The organism is Ligilactobacillus faecis (assembly GCF_029889745.1).
Taxonomy (GTDB): Bacteria; Bacillota; Bacilli; order Lactobacillales; family Lactobacillaceae; genus Ligilactobacillus; species Ligilactobacillus faecis.
This window is the reverse complement of record NZ_CP123639.1, coordinates 616229-634915: the sequence shown is the minus strand read 5'-3', so window position 1 is coordinate 634915 and position 18687 is coordinate 616229. Positions and strand designations below refer to the sequence as shown.

General features: G+C 37.6%; 13 protein-coding genes. 12 read left to right on the top strand and 1 reads right to left on the bottom strand.

Features of this window, described 5'->3' with window-relative positions; translation table 11 throughout:
- Positions 1-130 precede the first annotated feature (130 nt).
- Positions 131-3112 carry an alkaline phosphatase family protein gene (locus QFX10_RS03175; RefSeq protein ID WP_280606777.1) on the top strand — a complete coding sequence of 994 codons (2982 nt, stop codon included), beginning with the start codon at positions 131-133 and terminating at the stop codon, positions 3110-3112.
- A 35-nt stretch (positions 3113-3147) separates the two neighbouring features.
- Positions 3148-4935, top strand: coding sequence for a putative glycosyltransferase family protein (locus QFX10_RS03170; protein WP_280606776.1), 1788 nt, complete (start codon positions 3148-3150; stop codon positions 4933-4935).
- Positions 4936-5067: 132 nt separating this feature from the next.
- On the opposite strand, the gene QFX10_RS03165 is transcribed toward QFX10_RS03170, so the two are convergent.
- Positions 5068-6453, bottom strand: a complete 1386-nt coding sequence (locus QFX10_RS03165) for an amino acid permease (RefSeq protein ID WP_280606775.1) — start codon at positions 6451-6453, stop codon at positions 5068-5070.
- A 387-nt stretch (positions 6454-6840) separates the two neighbouring features.
- Here QFX10_RS03165 and QFX10_RS03160 point away from each other — a divergent pair, with 387 nt between their 5' ends.
- From QFX10_RS03160 to QFX10_RS03115, 10 genes are all read left to right on the top strand, one after another.
- Positions 6841-7902, top strand: coding sequence for an acyltransferase (locus QFX10_RS03160; RefSeq protein WP_280606774.1), 1062 nt, complete (start codon positions 6841-6843; stop codon positions 7900-7902).
- 31 nt (positions 7903-7933) lie between these two features.
- On the top strand, positions 7934-8866 hold the full coding sequence (locus QFX10_RS03155) for a glycosyltransferase family 2 protein (RefSeq protein WP_280606773.1): 933 nt from the start codon (positions 7934-7936) through the stop codon (positions 8864-8866).
- Positions 8867-9032: 166 nt separating this feature from the next.
- Positions 9033-9416, top strand: coding sequence for a GtrA family protein (locus QFX10_RS03150; protein WP_280606772.1), 384 nt, complete (start codon positions 9033-9035; stop codon positions 9414-9416).
- Positions 9417-9434: 18 nt separating this feature from the next.
- A complete protein-coding gene (locus QFX10_RS03145; RefSeq protein ID WP_280606771.1) occupies positions 9435-10625 on the top strand; it encodes a hypothetical protein in 1191 nt (396 codons plus the stop codon).
- 117 nt (positions 10626-10742) lie between these two features.
- A complete protein-coding gene (locus QFX10_RS03140) occupies positions 10743-12455 on the top strand; it encodes a putative glycosyltransferase family protein (RefSeq protein WP_280606770.1) in 1713 nt (570 codons plus the stop codon).
- 277 nt (positions 12456-12732) lie between these two features.
- Complete coding sequence (gene glf / locus QFX10_RS03135) at positions 12733-13848, top strand: UDP-galactopyranose mutase (RefSeq protein ID WP_280606769.1); 1116 nt, start codon at positions 12733-12735, stop codon at positions 13846-13848.
- A 2-nt stretch (positions 13849-13850) separates the two neighbouring features.
- On the top strand, positions 13851-15281 hold the full coding sequence (locus QFX10_RS03130) for an oligosaccharide flippase family protein (protein WP_280606768.1): 1431 nt from the start codon (positions 13851-13853) through the stop codon (positions 15279-15281).
- 126 nt (positions 15282-15407) lie between these two features.
- On the top strand, positions 15408-16436 hold the full coding sequence (locus QFX10_RS03125; RefSeq protein ID WP_280606767.1) for a glycosyltransferase: 1029 nt from the start codon (positions 15408-15410) through the stop codon (positions 16434-16436).
- The gene (locus QFX10_RS03120; protein ID WP_280606766.1) at positions 16429-17469 is read left to right on the top strand and encodes a glycosyltransferase; all 1041 of its coding nucleotides are present in this window, start codon (positions 16429-16431) and stop codon (positions 17467-17469) included. The genes QFX10_RS03125 and QFX10_RS03120 overlap by 8 nt, the downstream gene beginning before the upstream one ends.
- Complete coding sequence (locus QFX10_RS03115; protein WP_280606765.1) at positions 17469-18644, top strand: hypothetical protein; 1176 nt, start codon at positions 17469-17471, stop codon at positions 18642-18644. The genes QFX10_RS03120 and QFX10_RS03115 overlap by 1 nt, the downstream gene beginning before the upstream one ends.
- The last annotated feature ends 43 nt before the right edge of the window (positions 18645-18687 follow it).

The window sequence follows — 18687 nt, the reverse complement described above, 5'->3', positions numbered from 1 at the left end:
GTGTTTTTTTGTTTAGTGCTATTAAACTAGTGGGAGATCCAGCTGAAGCAATTAGTCAGCATTGAATATCAGAACTGATGTAGTGTATCATAAACTTTGTATCTAATTTAAGAATTCAGGCGGTGAAAAAGTGAAAGATAATTCGATAAAAGGTCAGATCATAATGCTCGTGGGGGTATTTATATTTGCAACTGCTGATCTATTTTGGGCTACGACTCCAAATGTAGTCTCATACTATACGCAACCGTCATTACAGTTAAGTTCATTAAATATGTTCCATAGTTTGACAGTGATCGGGGAACCCCTACTTTTGCTTGGGTTAGGAGCATATAGTGTTCAAAGTAAAAATCCAGTTGCAAAAGCTGCAAAGTTTTGGCTGTATACTTTTTTTTGTGGTCTTTTGATGGCGTTGGTATATTTTTTAGTAGAGAAAGATATTTCGGCCTGGTTGCTCTATGGTGTTTTTTTACCGATTTTACGTAATACGTATCCAATAATAACTGGGATCATCATAGGCTTAGTGTTATTGCCATTTTATCAACGTATAGTTGCCAAAGCGCCTTACTTTACATATGTCTTTTTAGGGATCATTTTTTTATTACCGATGATTTTTGATAAAGATATCTTTGGTACTAGTGGTGGAGATTCAATAGTGGCAAGTTTAGCGTTGTTTTATCTTGGGAGCACTTTGACTATAGCACCGTTAAAATTGACGAATGGCAAAGTTTGGTGCTTATTAAGTGTGAGCGTAGTTTTGCAACTATTGTTAGCCGCTATTATGCCGACATTTTCAATGGCGGCTCATAATGATCTAAATACGATAGGAAGATTTTATACTGCAGCTTCGTTTCTCACTGTAGCGCTAGCGGTCTGCTTATTTTTATTGCTCAAGAGGTATTTGGGGTTTGAAATGAGAGGCCATGTAGAATATTTAGTCCTTTCTGTATTAGTGATCAGTAACTTAAACGATGTAACTAATATGATCATCGCATTTAATGATAAAGTAGTTGGGAAAGCTACTCTGAAAGTAGCCGGTCTTATAACACTAGAGGTCGTGCTAGGATTAAGTTGTATTTTTATTATCAATTTTATTTTGATCAATTTACCATTTGTACAAAGAATCGGACAGAAGATCACAAAAGCTTTACCTCCTTTTACTGTCGAAACAGCAGATCAATGGCTCAAAGAACGGTTAGTTCAAGTCAGAGACTTTTGTCAGAGTCATATGCCTTATTTGAGCGGACTTATAGGGGCCTACATCTTGGCTTGTCTGTCATTTTTATTTATGAATACGTCATGGTCGATCGAGATCGATGTCGATGTTCATTATAATATTTTTGCTTATACATTAGGGGCTCGTCAGATCGAGGTCTTATTAACGACTGTTGTGATCTGCCTACTGTTTAAGTTTGTTTGGGCTTTAACAGATCGTTATTGGCTATCAGAGATTTTGGTAGGCTCATTTGTGATCATTTGGACAGTTGCTAACCGCTTAAAGATCGAGACTCGAGCCGAGCCGATCATACCATCTGAATTAGCGATGGTCAAAGCCCTCGGTAGTTTACTTAGTATGGTAGAAAATTGGATCGTGATCACTGCTTTGTGTGTCTTGGCGTTAGCAGTCGGTTTGAGTATTTATCTGGAAAGAAAATATCCATTTGGTAGAAAAAGCTGGCCAAAACGCTTGATTTGGGTGTTTGTACCGATTTTATTTTTTAGCAGTTCTTTTTATATCAACCATCCTAATTCATATGTCAGAGTCTTTATGGATAAAATTGGGAATCTACCAACTTTTTATAACCAATTAGCTGGAGCACAAAGAAATGGTCCGATTTTGCAATTTGTGAACAACCTTGATGTCGAGATCATGGCTAAGCCAGCAGATTATTCTGAAAAAACGATGCAAGAGATCGCTAGGCGCTATACAAAACGAGCACAACAGATCAATAAAACACGGAAAAATAACTTAGGCGATCAAATCGTGATCTTTGGTTTAAGTGAGAGTTTTGCTGATCCAACGCGTATTCCAGGGCTCGCTTTGCCAAATGATCCGATCCCCTATGTGCGTTCTTTAAAACAAGCAACGACTTCAGGCTATATGCTTAGTTCAGGTTATGGTGGTGGAACTGCAAATATGGAATATATGGCGCTAACTGGGCTAAATTTAGCTAATTTCTCACCAACTTTACCGACGCCATATACGCAACTAGTTTCAAGGCAAAGCTATGCTCCAAATATCACACAATATTTCCCAGAATCAGTTGCGATCCACCCATATATAGGCGTTTACTATAATCGACAAAGTGTTTATCAAAAATTTGGGTTTGATCGCTTTATGTATCTTGGGAGTCAGTATCCGATCAAGTACCAAAAGAAGATCGATCGAAGTCCGTATCTTTCAGATGAGACTGCCTACAAGAATACATTAGCTCAAATAAAGCAAGCTAAAAGTGGGCTATTTATCAATTTAGTTACGATGCAAAATCATTATCCATATAATAAGCACTACTATAATGATTCAAATAAATTTGAACCAGAAGGTGAAGCAGCAAGTGCAGATGTCAAGACGATGGTCAAGGACTACGCCACAGGATTATCCCACTCTGATAAAGCTGTACAAGAGTTCATCAAACAGATCGATCTGATCGATAAACCGATCACCTTTGTTTTTTACGGCGATCATTTACCAGGTATTTATCCAACAGTCGATATGAAAAAGTATGGGCTGACATTACATGAGACGGATTACTTTATTTATTCAAATGCTTATGCTCAGAAATTAGGCGCTAGAAAGTTGACAAAAGCGACTCAGCTTGTTACGCCAACTGATTTTCCAGCGTTAACGACTGAGCAGACCAATGCAAAGATCTCAGCTTATTATGCTTTATTGACTGATGTGACTAATAAACTTCCAGCACTTACGATGAACACTTCTGAGAGTACAAGTAATAGTTATAATACAAGCTTAGAATTGATCGATGAAAAAGGTGCTCAAGTTACTAAAAAAGAGCTTACCCAAGAACAAAAGCAGATCTTGCATGATTATCAACTAGTTCAATATGATATAACTGCTGGAAAACAATATCTGGCAAAAGAAAATTTTGACAAGTGAGAGATTTACTGAGTTCTTAGAGGGGGAGATATTAAATGTTGAATAAAAAAAATAATTTCATGATCAATTGCAGTGTCGTATTACTCTTTTTATTGCTTGCCATACTCATGGTCAGTCCGTTAGTTACAACTGGGCGGATCGCAGCACAAGTCGACTGGCTTTTTCACGCCTCGCGTGTTGAACAGATCTATCGCAATTTAAAAGAAGGTAGTTTGTTTACTTATATTGCGACTTCAACGTTTCAAGGAACAGGTGTCGGATCATTTTTGTTTTATCCAGTTGTTTTTATCTACCCGTGGGCGTTATTGCGCTTTGTTTTAGCGCCAGTTCAAGCGTACTATGCTTGGGTCGCAGGTGTGCTCTTTTTGACAATGGTCATCAGCTATTTTAGCATGTTGTCTTTTTCAAAAAATGCTCATGTAAGAAGCCTGCTGTTTGCTCTTTTGTACACTATGGCGCCGTATCACCTGTATCTTGGACCGGCTAGTTTTGTGATCGGAGAATTTGTGGCCACAGCGTTTATTCCTTTAGTCTTCTTAGGGTTTTATCAAGTTATGTGGGGAAAACGTTCGAAATGGTATTTGCTTTCGCTTGGGATGACTTTATTACTTTATAGTCATATGCTGAGCGTTTTATTGACGGCTGAGATCTTAGTTGGTCTTTTACTTTGGGGGTCATTCAAACAAAAAAAGCTGGCTTGGTCGCGTTTATTGACCTTGTGTGCAAGTGCGCTAGTTGTATTGATCTTAGGCTTGCCGATCTTGATCCCACTGTTGACCGATTATGTAGGCCAAGGGATCACAGCTACTTATCCTGGAGTAGGAATGTTGCAAACGTTAGGTGAAGTTGTCGTTGCTTCGTTTAGTAACCTTGCGACAAGCTCGAGTGTAGGCCTAGTTTTATTACTTGTCTTACTGAGTGGCTGGAAGTGGATCAAAAAAGATTCTTATGAGCTTCCTTTATATGTGGCAGCGTTGATCTTGACACTGCTCTCGACTTCAGTATTTCCTTGGAAATATTTTAACGGGACCTTTTTGACGGTGCTTCAATTGCCGTACCGTTATTTGATCTATGTTATTTTATTTACTGCGATCTTAGCTGCCCGGGGGCTCGAGACTTTTTTCCTTCGGCAAAAGTGGTATTTGACACCAAAAGGAAAAAAGGCCACTGTCTGTAGTTTATTGATCGTGATGTTGTTAGGTTATTTTGGTTCGATCAGTAATTTGACTGACCGCTTAGCATCGACTGAAAAAAATAAAGCGACCGTATTGAAAAAATTAGCTCCAGGTGAACAAAAGATCTTGTACGCTGGGCTTTTGAACAATAAGAATTATCAATACCCATTTGATTATTGGGCGCAAACAGGCGAAGTCGATTATTTTCCGACTAAGACGCTAAAAAAAGATCACTTTTTAGAATATATCGTGATGGATTGGGAAAAAGCTTACCGAACTAATAAAGATGTTTATAGCATCATCAGCAATGAAACTTATGTTGATGGAAAAAGCAGTCCGTTAAGGCCAGTCACCCAAGCTAATCGTTTTGACTATACATTAGATCTAGCTAAACAAACGATGTTAGACCTACCGATCATCCACTATAAACACACGGTCGTAATCCTTGACGGTCAAGAGGTGAGCTATCAAAATAGCAAACGGCAAACGATCGCACTCCAAGTTCCCAAAGGAAAACACCAATTAACGATCAGCTATCAGCCATCACGCTGGTTCTTTTTAGGCGGAAAAGTTGCTTTGCTGGGTTGGGGGCTATTGCTTGGTTGGATCTTGTGGGATCTTATTCGATGCAAGAAAACACAACAATAAAAATAGGCTGAAAAAATTCAAAATAGCAAAAACGCTAGGGAACAGTGCTTTAAAAAGTTGTCCCTAGCGTTTTTCTAATGTCATAACTAGTTATTTTTACTTAGTGATCGAGTTTTTTCAGCCTCATTTTAGTTATTTCTTACGCTCTTTGAGGAAAAAGATCACTGTTAAGAGCAGGAGAAAGGCCGCTCCGACTGAGACTGAGACGCGCGTATCTGGATTGATGAACATAAAGATCATGATCACTAAAAGCGAGATGATCGCAAAATAATTTGAAAAAGGGTAAAGTGGCATCTTAAAAGGATGCTCTGTCAGTGCTGTTTGGTTTTGGCGTCGAAAACGCAGTTCAGAAAGTAAGATCACAAACCACGGGATCATCCCAGGTAAAACACTGGAACTATAAACGACCACGAAAAGATTAGCTGTACTTTTGCTCAAACTTGTCATGATGATATTTAAGATAAAGCCAAGTAAGATCCCACCTGAGATCGCTAAGATCGCGATATTTGGCACAACGTGTTTAGAAAGTCTACTAAAGACTTTTGGTGCTTCACGGTCGATCGAAAGTTTAAAGAGCATTCGACTCGAGCTATAGATCCCTGAGTTGGCCCCAGACATAGCTGCTGTCAAAACAACAAAGTTGATGATCGAAGCAGCTCCAGTGATCCCGACTTTAGAAAATGTTTCAACAAAAGGTGAGCCGATCGCAGCTAGTTGATCCCAAGGATAGATCGTAACGATCACAAAGATCGCACCAATATAAAAGATCAAGATCCGCCACACGATCGATTTGACTGCTGATACGATCGCATTTTTAGGATCAGCAGCCTCCCCAGCAGTGATCCCTAAAAGTTCGATCCCTTGATAAGAACCGACGATGATCGAAAGTGAAAACATAAAGCCTTTAAAGCCACCAGTGAAGAAACCGCCATGTGACCAAAGGTTTGAAAGTCCAAGTGGATGCCAACCGTTACCAAAACCTAAAAAGATCACCATCAGACCAACAACGATCATCAAAACGATCGTCACGACTTTGATCAACGCAAAATAAAATTCAAGCGTTCCATAAGCTTTAGCAGAAGCCAGATTAGCTAAAGTCAAAGTGATGATCACGACAAGGCCTGAGACCCAGTCGGGTAGATCAGGCCACCAAAAGTTCAAGTATTGTGTCACAGCGATGACTTCACTGATCCCAACAACGATATATTGAAAAATATTGCTCCATTTAGTTAAATATCCTGCTAAAGGATGGATGTAATCAGTGGCATAATCAGCGAAAGATCCTGTCCCAGGTTTGATGTAGATCATTTCACCTAAAGCACGCATTACTGCGTATAAAACGATCCCAACAAAAGCATAAGCAAGTAAGACAGAAGGACCAGTCCATTTGATCGTTGAAGTTGATCCCATGAAAAGTCCGACTCCGATCGTGCCACCTAAGGCGATCATTTCCATTTGGCCTGATGTCAATGAGCGATTCAAATGTTGATGCGATTGCTCATTTTGTTCCTTACTCATAATAAATTCCCCATTTCTTGTTGAATAGATAAAAAAGCTAACTGCCCTCCTGAAGATCTAGTTAGTCTTAGGCTGGTCAGTTAGCTTTTATCGGCATCTGTAATTATCTCAAAGAGCCCCAACCAGCTTAAATAGTTGTGGTTGAGGTGGTGGTCGTTGTGTTATTGTTCAAGTTTATCAATGCTCTAAAATATAGCATAATTGACCTCCATGAGATTGTTATAAGGTTAGAATACCATTAAGGCTAGGGACATGCAAGTTGAAATTTTTAACAATAGTAAGTCAAAATTTGTAGTATAGTGCAAAAAAATGTAATATACTTCTTAGTGTATATAGTAGTTCTAAGCTAAAGATCTACATAACTAACTGAAAGATCGGGGAATGAGAATGAAGAGAGTAAGGTTGAATTACATAGATGTATTAAATTGTATCGCTATTTTTTTTGTGTTAGTTTTACATTCAGCACAGTTAGCTCATTTTGGGGGTAAAGATGCACCGAATTATCTATTAGCGACAATATTACAGGCAGTATGCATTCCCGCTGTTTTTATCTTTTTCATGAACTCAGGGGCAACTTTACTTACTTATCGCAAACGACAAACAACAGCAGAATTTGCTAAAAGACGTTTTCTAAGAGTCGGACTACCTTTTTTATTTTGGTCGCTCGCTTATTATTTTTTTGATGCAAAATTCAGAGCGTTTCCTGGACCATCTGATCATAGTGCAGGGATAAGTTTTGCTAAATTTATCAAAGCTTTTTTGAATAATGATATCAATAATCTTTTTTGGTTCTTTTATGCAATTATTGCTTTATATTTAGTGACACCGATCTTTTCAACTTTAGTAGATAAGCACAAAGACGTTTTGTGTTATGTCGTTTGTATTTATTTCTTTTTTAATGATGTCTTAAGTTATGTGAGCCATGTAACAGGTTATCAACTTGTTACGCAACATATTGCACAACCGTTACTTACATCGTCGTGGCTAGGCTTTTTTTTAATGGGCTATTTGATCAGAGAAGATTATTTTTCTAAGCGGGTTCAAAATATTTTGATCTTTTTAGGCTTGCTCACTTTGAGTGCTTCGCTTGCAGATGTGATCACTGACGGTAAATATATTTTCTTAAGTGGTTACTCGTCATTTTTATACTCGGTCGCTTTATATTTGATCGTTAAACGAGTAGTTGCGCAGATCAATAATGAAAAAATTTTAGCCAGTTTTCAAATTTTTTCAGGTGCAAGTTTAGGGATATATATATTACACCCACTATTCTATGCATTTTTTGATAAGATCGTCTTCAAAACATCTGTTAGAGATTGGCCGGCTTACCTTGAGGTTTTGAGTTCATTGATCCATATTTTAATCCTGCCGATCATCGCATATTTTATACTCACGCCTTGTGTATTGTTGATCAAAAAGCTCCGTCTAGGTAAGATCTTGATACCATAAAGCAATTATTATTAAGTTAGAGGAATATATCATGACAAAAAAATTATCGATCATTGTTCCATGTTATTTTGAAGAAGAGTCGATCCCTTTATTTTATCAAGCAGTAGAGGAAATAAAAGATCAACTCAAAGGAGTCGAACTAGAATATTGGTTTATTAATGATGGTTCGACAGATAATTCTTTAAAAGAGATGCAAGCGTTACAGGCCAAAGATCCTAAGCATGTCCACTATGTTTCATTCTCACGTAACTTTGGAAAGGAAGCAGCACTATATTGTGGATTGCGCGAAGCTACCGGCGATTATGTGACCGTAATGGATGTCGATCTGCAAGATCCGCCAGCGATGTTGCCTGAGATGCTTGAGATCGTGGAGACAAGTGACTATGATTGTGTGGGGACTCGCCGGATCGATCGGGCAGGAGAACCACCAGTACGATCGTTTTTTGCGCGAATGTTTTATAGGCTGATCAATAAGATCTCAGACACAGAGATCGTTGATGGCGCACGTGATTATCGGTTGATGACCCGTCAAATGGTCGATGCGATCCTTCAAATGAGTGAATATAATCGCTTTTCTAAGGGGATCTTTAGTTGGGTCGGCTTTAAAACTAAATATTTAAATTATGAAAATCAAGAACGAGTAGCCGGTAAAACTAGTTGGAATTTTTGGAGTCTCTTTAAATATTCGATCGACGGGATCGTAAATTTTTCGCAGTTTCCACTTGATATTGCGGCCTTCGTTGGTTTTGGCTCCTCAGTGATCTCAGGACTTGCGATCTTATTTATCATTATTCGTTACTTAGTCCACGGTGATCCAACGAGTGGTTGGGCTTCTACTATTTGTATCATGTTATTTATCGGCGGGATCCAACTCTTTTGTTTGGGGATCGTTGGCAAATATATCGGGAAAATTTTTACTGAGGTGAAAAATAGACCGGTCTATATTATCAAAGAAAAGAAATAAATGATGTTCCACGTGAAACAAATCTAGCAGATCGAGGAACTTTTTCAATTGGTAAATAGCAGTTTTAGAAGAAAAAAAGCATGTGTTACACTATTCAAGAAGAAAAAATAAGATATAGGGACTGATACTTATCATAAGTAAACTTAAAAATTTATTTGATAAAACGATGTTGAAGTTCATCTTAGTAGGGATCGTCAATACGATTTTTGGGATGGGCATAATGTTTATCTTTTATAACTTCTTTCATTTCAGTTATTGGGTATCATCGGCTTCTAATTATATTTTTGGCAGTATTTTAAGTTATTTTTTGAATAAACACTATACTTTCCAAAATAAGTCAAAAAGTATAGTGACGATCGTTAAATTTACGGTCAATATCACGGTTTGCTACCTGATCGCTTATGGAGTGGCGAAGCCATTAGCAGTCTGGATGTTCACAGGTTTTGATCAACATGTGCAAAATAATCTTGCAATGTTAGCTGGTTCAGTCTTTTTTGTTGGCTTGAATTATCTAGGGCAACGCTTTTGGGCTTTTAAAGAAGAAGTGTGATTTAAGGATGAAATGATCATGATAAAAACACTGGACTTGAATCAAAATAGATTAGGTGAACGATTATATTTCTTTAGTTTAGTTTTGTATTTAATCGTTAATTTTATGGCAGGAACAACGTTTTCTAGAGTCTATGGCTTAAATACGATCGTCCTCTTTTTACGATTTTCACAGTTCGCAGCCTTTTTAGTCTTAGTTAAAGTTTTCTTTTTAGATCAGCATGATTTGAAAAAACTTTTAGTATTTGGTGGAGGACTCACCTTATTATTTGTTGTGTGTAAGCAAGCTCGCGAGCTTGATCCGTTTTTTATTACGTGTTTTATGTTAGGCGCCTATAAGATCGCCTATCAAAAGATATTAAAGACGTATCTTATCACCGAACTGAGTTTGTTGTTCGGTGTTTATGGGGCGACGCTTTTGAAGCTACTTCCTAATAATATTCTTTGGCGAGAAGGGGAAGGGATCCCACGCGCTGGTTTAGGTTTAGCGTCTCCCTCAGATCTAGCTTCGCATATTTTTTATGTAATGTTAGCTTATGCTATTTATCGAGACTTTAAATTAAACCGACAAGAGCTAGTTTATTTAAGTTTGATCGCAACTCTAGTTTTTGCAGTGACTAATAGCCGTTTAGATGCACTTTTGATGCTGTTATTATTAGGAATGTTACGCTACCAGAGATATTTATTCTATTTCTTGAAAAAAATAGGAGCGTTAAAAGTTAGTGGAGCGATCATGGCGTATGCAGGCCTAGATCTATTGCTCACGTATGCTTATGCTCCCATGTCTCCCTTCTATCAAAAGCTAGATATTTTACTTTCACGACGGTTATTTTTTGGCAAGATCGCCTTTGATAACTACCCACTTCGCCTTTTTGGTCAATATATTTATCAAAATGGTACTGGTGATCCGCGTGGATACGCTATTTATTATTTCATTGATTCTGCTTTTATTCAGGCATTAATGATGTTTGGGATCGTCTTTTTTGTTGGCATGCTTTGCTTATTAGGTCAGCTTGTTAAAAGAAGCTTTCAAGTGCAGGCTTATAGTATTGTTGCCGCTCTTTTGCTTGTCGTGCTCAGTATGGCGATCAATCACCATTTTTGGAGTATTTCATATAATATTCTACCGTTAGCAGCATGTGCTCAATTGGGGAGGCGTCTAAAAGCAGACAGAAAAGAGCTAGAGCAAAACAGTCGGTTGGATAGCTGACTTTTAAACCCAACAAGGTAAAAAAAGATTTGTGTTGAAAATAATTAGGAAAGGAAAAACTATCTTCTTTCTGAAATCACATTGTATTTAGGAAAGAAGTATAGTGGGTCATCAATTTTGGTAAGAAATAAAAAAATGTTTTGGGATCTACTCTTGCTGACAGTTACGGGGCTGATCGCTATCGTACCCTTTATTAGGCATGGGATCTTGTATACTGGTGTTGATATGGGATTTCATCTAAATAGAGTATCAGAAGTATATAATACATTGAAAAGTGGGCATATATTTAGTTACTTGAATACTCAAAGTTTGAATAATGTCGGGACAGCAGTAAATATGGTGTATGGTGTTTTACCTGTATATCCGCTAGCAGTAGCCATGTTAGTCGTAAAAAACAAAATAACTGCAATTTATTTAGGGATATACATATTATTGCTTTTAACGAGTGTGATCGCATATTTTAGCGCATATAAATTTTGGCATTCAAGATATAAAGCCGTACTATTTGCGCTTTTATATACCTATTCTGCCTACAGCTTTGATATCTATTTTGGAAGCTTTAGCTTAGGCCAAGCTTCAGCAATGTTGTTCTTGCCAATGATCGCTTATGGAGCTTATGCGATCTTCTTTACGAATATGCGAGAATGGTGGATCCTTAGTTTGGGTATGACAGGGGTGATATATACTCATTTGCTCAGCACATTGATATATTCATCTTTAGTAGCATTATTATTCCTAACAGCTCTTGTAAAGCAGATTGATGTGAGACGTTATATTTATTTTGGCTTGGCTATCTTAGTAACGATCAGTGCAACTTTATTTTATTGGGTCTCGTTTAGGAGCATATACAGTGATACCACAATATACACTACAGAGTTTAAAGCGGCGATAACAGGTGAAAATCTTGCTTCTTTTTCTAATTCATTAATAAATGTGATCTTAGGGATAGTTGTGGCGCTTGCCTTTATAATTAGTCTCTGTGCCTGGAAAAAATTTACTGTTTCTGAAAAATATTTAGCGATGTATGCCTTGATCTATGCAGTCATGTTAACTAATATTTCTAATTTTTTATGGTATTATCTTTCCAAAACACCGCTAAAAATGATCCAGTGGCCTGGAAGATTTAGAGTATTATTAGTCTTTCTAGTCATTGCACTGGTCGTTTCAGTCTCTGACCGACTTTTTGTTGAAATTTTTTCTAGAAGAGTCTATTGTGGCGTCTTGCTCACTTTATCAGTCCTTTTATGGCTCAGCAATAGTATAGATTTTTTTAATGCTAGAACTGCTTATACAGAATTAGATTATAGGCCAACAATGACAAAGAGCTTGCCATTTGTCAACTTTAAAATAAGTAATACAAAAAATTATAACAATATAGTCAATAAAAATTATAATGGCGTAGGAAGTTTGGATTATTGGCCTCAGAAAGCGACTGAATACTATAGCGCTTTAGAAGATCATAGAGCTATTATCAATGGGCAGACTAAAGTTGTAAAAACAAAAGGGATCGTCAATGGTGTGGTATTTAAAGATATTACACTTACTCAACGATCAAAGGTCGATCTACCAATGTTAGCCTACGGTGGCTTTAAATACAAAGTCTACGCTAACAAAAAACAAATAATGTCAGGCATATCTAGTCGGCATACAGTGCTTGTAGATCTAAATAAGGGCAAGTATGATGTCAAAGTTGTATATGTACCAAATAATAAGATCAAGCTGGCAAAGATCATTTCAGTTTCAACGATCTTTATTTTGTTGGTGTATGGTAGCTTAAGCTCTTGCAAACGAGGCAATAAAACTAAACAGAGTCAAAATATTTCACAGTGAAATATGCTCGAGTAGCTTAAGATCAAAAACAAAGATCTTTAGCTGCTTTTTTGTAGGATAACTTGAGTAGGAAACGGCTTACTTGATCATGAGAAATCTAGTGAAAAAATTGTTTTTAGCAACATCAAAAACTTGGTAATATTTTTTTATTGATATTTGCTCTTTTGGAAAAGTAGGCGCACATAATGTTATGTGGTATAATGCAAAAAGGATCACCGTCTTTAGACGGCTTTTTGTTTGATTAAATAAATTGAACATTTTTGGAGGATACATAATAATGTCTAAATATTTAGTTGTTGGTGCAGGTTTGTTTGGAGCTGTTTTTGCAAATGAAGCTGCTAAGCGAGGGCATGAAGTGACTGTGATCGAAAAACGTGATCATCTTGCAGGTAATATTTACACAAAAGAGGTCAACGGGATCCAAGTTCATCAATATGGCGCACATATTTTCCACACTTCAAATAAAAAAGTTTGGGAATATGTCAATCAGTTTGCAGAATTCAATCGGTACACAAATACACCGATCGCAAATTACAACGGTGAGATCTATAACTTACCATTCAATATGAATACGTTCAATAAGCTTTGGGGAGTCGTGACACCAGAAGAAGCCCAAGCTAAGATCGATGAACAACGTGCAGTCTTAAAAGGTAAAAAACCAGAAAATCTAGAAGAACAAGCGATCTCTTTGATCGGAACTGATATTTATGAAAAATTGATCAAAGGCTACACGGAAAAACAATGGGGGCGGAAAGCAACAGAATTACCAGCTTTCATCATCCGACGTTTACCAGTACGTTTGACTTACGATAATAACTATTTCAACGATACATACCAAGGGATCCCGATCGGCGGTTATACTCAGATCGTTGAAAAGATGTTGGATCATCCCCAGATCACAGTTAAGACAAAGACTGACTTCTTTGACAAGAAAGACCAGTATTTAGCTGATTATGATAAAGTTCTCTTCACTGGGATGATCGATCAATTCTTTGATTACAAATTAGGTGAATTAGAATATCGGAGCTTACGCTTTGAAACAGAAAACTTAGATGTTGATAACTACCAAGGAAATGCAGTCGTCAACTATACAGATGCCAAAACACCATACACTCGGATCATTGAACATAAACACTTTGAATTCGGCAAAGGTGATAAAGATAAGACTGTGATCACCCGTGAATATCCAGCTGACTGGAAACGGGGCGATGAACCATATTATCCAGTCAACGATAAGAAGAACAATTCACTTTATACAAAATATCAAGAATTGGCAGCTAATGAAGCTCAAAATGTGATCTTTGGTGGGCGTTTAGGCCAGTATCGTTATTATAATATGGATCAAGTTATCTCTGCTGCTTTGACAACAGTTGCACAGGAATTTGGTGAATAAAAATGAAGGTTCTCCGCAATTACCTCTATAATGCGGGTTATCAAGTCTTAGCGATCATCGTTCCGTTGATCACAAGTCCGTATATCAGCCGTGTGCTACACGCTTCTGGTGTCGGTGCTAATGCATATACGAATTCGATCATCCAATATTTTGTTTTAGTTGCAGGTCTTGGTGTCGGTTATTATGGCAACCGTGAGATCGCTTATCGCAGAGAAGATCGGCAAAAACTCTCAGAAACTTTTTGGGAGATCCAGATCTTAAAGACGTTAACGACCTTAGTAACATATATCGGGTTCATCATCTTTTTACAGATCTACACGAAATATACGTGGTATCTGTGGATCCAATCGATCAACGTCATCGCGGTCGCGTTTGATATCTCATGGCTATATATGGGGATCGAAGATTTTAAAAAGACTGTGATCCGCAATACGTTTGTTAAATTGTTATCAGTCGTCTTGATCTTGACTTTAGTTAGAGATGCTGGCGATGTTGGTCTCTATATCTTTATTGTGGGCTTTTCAGCCTTACTTGGGAATTTGATCTTATGGCCACAATTGCGTAAATTGCTAGTGCCAGTCAAGTTACGTGATCTGCATCCGTTCAAGCATTTCAATGCGACTGTCTCGTTATTTATCCCGCAAGTTGCGACTTCAGTTTACTTGCAGTTGAATAAAACGATGCTTGGGGCGATGATCGGTGCGAAGTATTCTGGTTATTACAATAATGCTGATCAGTTGATCAAGATCGTCTTGACGTTAGCGACTTCGCTTGGAACAGTTATGTTACCGCATATGGCGGCAGCTTTTGCTAAGGGAGATAAAGAAAAAGTCAATAAGTTGCTCTATACATCGTTTGATTTTATCTCACTCTTATCGATGGCGATGATGTTTGGGATCGCTGCGATCTCACTTCAATTAGGTCCATATTTCTTTGGCGCAGGTTTTGGACCAGTTGGGCCAGCGATGTTGATCGAATCTATTGTGATCATTTTGATCGCCTGGAGTAATGCCGTTGGGACACAATATCTACTACCAACAAATAAAGTCAAAGCCTTTACGACTTCGGTCATGTTAGGCGCGATCATCAATATCATCATCAACTTCCCATTTATCTATCTCTGGGGCTTGAATGGGGCAATGTTTGCAACTGTACTTTCTGAAGTTATGGTGACCGCTTACCAACTCTGGTATATTAGAAATATCGTGCAACTTAAGCAGATGTTTATCAATATTCCCAAATATTTGATCGCTGGGATCGTGATGTTTATCCCCGTCTTTTTCTTGAGTAATACAGTTAAAACAAGTATCTTGAGCTTAGCTTTAGAGATCTTGTTAGGCGTCGTGGTCTATGTAGTGATGATCTACATTTTACGCCCAACGTCGTTGACTCAAGTTGAGCAGATCATAAAAAGTAAAGTAAAGCGAGCTTAAAAAGGGTCACGTATTAAACGAGCGTGGCTCTTTTTTTGAAAAGTAGCGCTATATCAAAGAAATTTTTTTGATACAATAAAGTTACTACAGCAGTTACTTTTTGCTTTTAAGGAAAGGATTCAGAAAATGGAAAATTATGTCTTATTATGGCATGATAGTGTACGTGCAGATGGTGGGATAAAGGCAAAAGAAGATACAAATGAGTTTTTTAAAGCAGAAGGTTATAAGGTCATTGATACGCCTTATGGTAAAGTGGCCAAAGTTTTATACGTTTTTTTTGTCTTACCGTTCATCTTTTTAACGATCAGACAGGGCAATGTGATCGTCCAATTTCCTTCGGGAAAAGTTTTTCTCCGTCGATGGATCTTGAACGGTATCAAGCATCTTTCGGGCGCCAGATTGATCTTGGTCATTCATGATATCGAAGCGCTAAGATTACATGTTGGCAAAGAGCATGCTGACGAAAATAAGCAGGAGTTAGAGTTTTTACAAATGGCTGACGGACTGATCTCTTTGAGTCCTAAAATGACGACTTGGCTTCGAGATAGAAATGTCGTGGCTCCGATCACGGAATTGAATATTTGGGATTATGACAATCCCCAACCGATCCAACCTAAACATGCCTATGATAAGAGTCTTTGTTTTGCTGGGAATCTAGTTAAATCAACTTTTTTGAAAAAATATGCGTTAAAAAATAAATTACTGCTTTTTGGCAAGGAGCCACAGCTTGATGAATACGCTAGCTCGATCACGTATCAAGGAGTCTTCAGTCCTGAAGAGTTACCGACAAAACTCAAGGCTGATTTTGGTCTGATCTGGGATGGACCAGAAGTTACAACGTGTAGTGGTAATTTTGGCGAATATCTCAAATATAATGCGCCCCACAAAACGTCACTTTATTTGAGTTCTGGTCTTCCCGTCATTGTTTGGGAAGAAGCCGCTGTTGCCAAAGTTATCAAACGGTATGGTTGTGGGCTAACGGTCAAAAGCTTAACTGAAGTAAGTGATATTTTAGACCGCTTGACGCCTAGAGAGTATACTGAACTTTATGAAAATACAGTCAGAATTGCAAAAAAAATGCGACATGGATATTTTATGCGCCAGGCGATCGAAACTTTGATCAAAAAACTAGATGATGAGGAAAAAAATGAGTAAATATATTTTAACGATTGAAGATCCAAAGAAAAATAATGCCGGACCTAAAGCTAAAGAAGATATTTTATACTTTTTAGAACAAGAAAATTTTGAAAGATTACCGTTAAAACTCGACCTAGATCCTGAAGATGCCAGTTTTAAAGCTAAATTGCACAAGCTTTATTTAGGCAAAGTCTATATTCCCCGAGTCTTAAAAAAAATCAAAGCTGAGATGATCTTGTTACAATATCCGATCTACTCGACTTATTTGACAAACGTTTTGATCGCAGCGATCCGAAAATATACAAATGCTAAATTATATCTGGTGATCCATGACATCGAAACGTTACGGCTCTTTAAAGATGACCCCGAATTTGTGGCAAATGAATTGAGAATTTTCAATGAAGTCGACGGGATCATCGATCATAATGAAAAGATGCATGCTTGGTTAAAAGCTCAAGGGATCAAAACACCGCTCGTTGATCTAGGTCTCTTTGATTACCATAATCCGATAAAATTAGCTGAGACTTACACGTTTGATCGTTCAGTCGTATTTGCTGGTAATTTAGAAAAATCGAAATTTTTGACTAAATTAGCCAAAGCTGATTTTCAGCTGAAACTTTTTGGACCAAATCCTGCAGCTAATTATCCGACGAATGTACAATATTTAGGGGTCTATAGTCCAGAAGAATTACCTAAATATTTGACGCAAAATTTTGGCCTTGTTTGGGACGGAACGAGTTTGACTGAATGTGATGGGCTCTTTGGTGAGTATACTAAATATAATGATCCCCATAAAGCTTCGTTATATTTGAGTAGTGGCTTACCGATCATTGTTTGGCGCCAAGCAGCGCTCGCTGATTTTGTCGAAACAAATAACCTGGGTTTTGCCGTTGAAAGTTTAACAGATGTTGCCAGTCGCTTAGAAACGATGCGTCCGGAAGAATATTCAACGATGAAAAAAAATGCAGTTGCTTTAGCAGAAAAATTACGTACAGGACACTTTATCAAAACTGCAGTAGCAAAGTTAACAGATGAAAAGGATCGAGCATAATGGAAGAATTAATGACGGTTAGAAATAAGTACAAGGCGAAGTTGACGACACGCTTTCCGGAGCTAAGGACCTGGATCTATTTAGGGGCTTTGAGTATCTATCTTTTAGCGATGGCACTCAAAGGAACGATGTTAGTCAATTTTTTGATCACCCAGCGCGGGATCTTTTATCTCTCTGCTTTACCTGCGTTTTTAGTCTTATTAAAGATCGTTTTTCTAGATGAACATGATCTAAAAGACTTAGCGATCTTTTTCTTGTTGGAAGTAGTTTTGTTTGCAGTTGGAACAAGTGCCGACGAATTTTTGATCTTTTACTTTTTATTTTTTATCGTTGGTGCGCAAGGGATCAATATCGATCAGATCTTAAAAGTTTTTCTCAGTGTCAATCTTTTTGTGATCGGTCTGGCCTTTGTGTTTTCAAGCTTAGGGAGCGTAAAGAGTGTGATCGTAACGCGCAGTGATTCACCAGCGTTACGTTTTGCTCTTGGGGCTGTCTATCCAACTGATCTAGCTTCCCGAGTCTTTTTTATGATGATGGCTTATGCTGTTTTAAAACGCTTTAAGTTGACTGTTGCTGAGTATATCTCTTATGTGGCGTTGACATTATTGATCTATGTCGTAACTGATACTCGGATCGATCTGATGTTGATGCTCTTATTGATCGGATGTATTTTCTTTTATGAACGCTTAAATGTTTTTTTGAAAAAGTTAAGTGCGCAAGCCTTAAGTTTATTGAGTACGCTTTACATTTTTGTGATCATTTTGTCGGGATATTTTTACTCGCCCCAGTTTGGATTGTTGGCAAAGATAAATAATTTTCTGTCAGGGCGGCTTTTTTATGAGCATGTGGCTTTTGAAAATTATAATGTTCCGATCTTAGGGCAATTCATTTACCAAAATGGTTTTGGTGGTGGCTTTAAGATCTTAGATTATTTCTATCTTGATTCATCGTATGTCCGGACATTGATGATGCATGGTCTAGTTGTCTTTTCACTACTACTTGTATTGATCTATGTGCTTTTTGTAAGATTCAAAAAAGTTGAACTAAATTACTGGATCATCTGTTTTCTACTAGTTATTTTAACTTCAGGGATCGACCAACACCTTTGGAATATCTCATATAATTTTATCTTCTTGGCGTTGTTTGCCAAACTACCGCAAAAGCAAGCAATATAAATAGGAAGTTCTCATTACTTCATACGAGAGTGATGAGAACTTC

What these genes read in the sequence shown, in the direction of transcription:
- QFX10_RS03170 (WP_280606776.1), top strand. Translation starts at nt 3,148, where the DNA reads ATGTTGAATAAAAAAAATAATTTCATGATCAATTGCAGTGTCGTATTA.
- QFX10_RS03165 (WP_280606775.1), bottom strand. Translation starts at nt 6,453, where the DNA reads ATGAGTAAGGAACAAAATGAGCAATCGCATCAACATTTGAATCGCTCA.
- QFX10_RS03160 (WP_280606774.1), top strand. Translation starts at nt 6,841, where the DNA reads ATGAAGAGAGTAAGGTTGAATTACATAGATGTATTAAATTGTATCGCT.
- QFX10_RS03155 (WP_280606773.1), top strand. Translation starts at nt 7,934, where the DNA reads ATGACAAAAAAATTATCGATCATTGTTCCATGTTATTTTGAAGAAGAG.
- QFX10_RS03150 (WP_280606772.1), top strand. Translation starts at nt 9,033, where the DNA reads ATGTTGAAGTTCATCTTAGTAGGGATCGTCAATACGATTTTTGGGATG.
- QFX10_RS03145 (WP_280606771.1), top strand. Translation starts at nt 9,435, where the DNA reads ATGATAAAAACACTGGACTTGAATCAAAATAGATTAGGTGAACGATTA.
- glf (WP_280606769.1), top strand. Translation starts at nt 12,733, where the DNA reads ATGTCTAAATATTTAGTTGTTGGTGCAGGTTTGTTTGGAGCTGTTTTT.
- QFX10_RS03130 (WP_280606768.1), top strand. Translation starts at nt 13,851, where the DNA reads ATGAAGGTTCTCCGCAATTACCTCTATAATGCGGGTTATCAAGTCTTA.
- QFX10_RS03125 (WP_280606767.1), top strand. Translation starts at nt 15,408, where the DNA reads ATGGAAAATTATGTCTTATTATGGCATGATAGTGTACGTGCAGATGGT.
- QFX10_RS03120 (WP_280606766.1), top strand. Translation starts at nt 16,429, where the DNA reads ATGAGTAAATATATTTTAACGATTGAAGATCCAAAGAAAAATAATGCC.
- QFX10_RS03115 (WP_280606765.1), top strand. Translation starts at nt 17,469, where the DNA reads ATGGAAGAATTAATGACGGTTAGAAATAAGTACAAGGCGAAGTTGACG.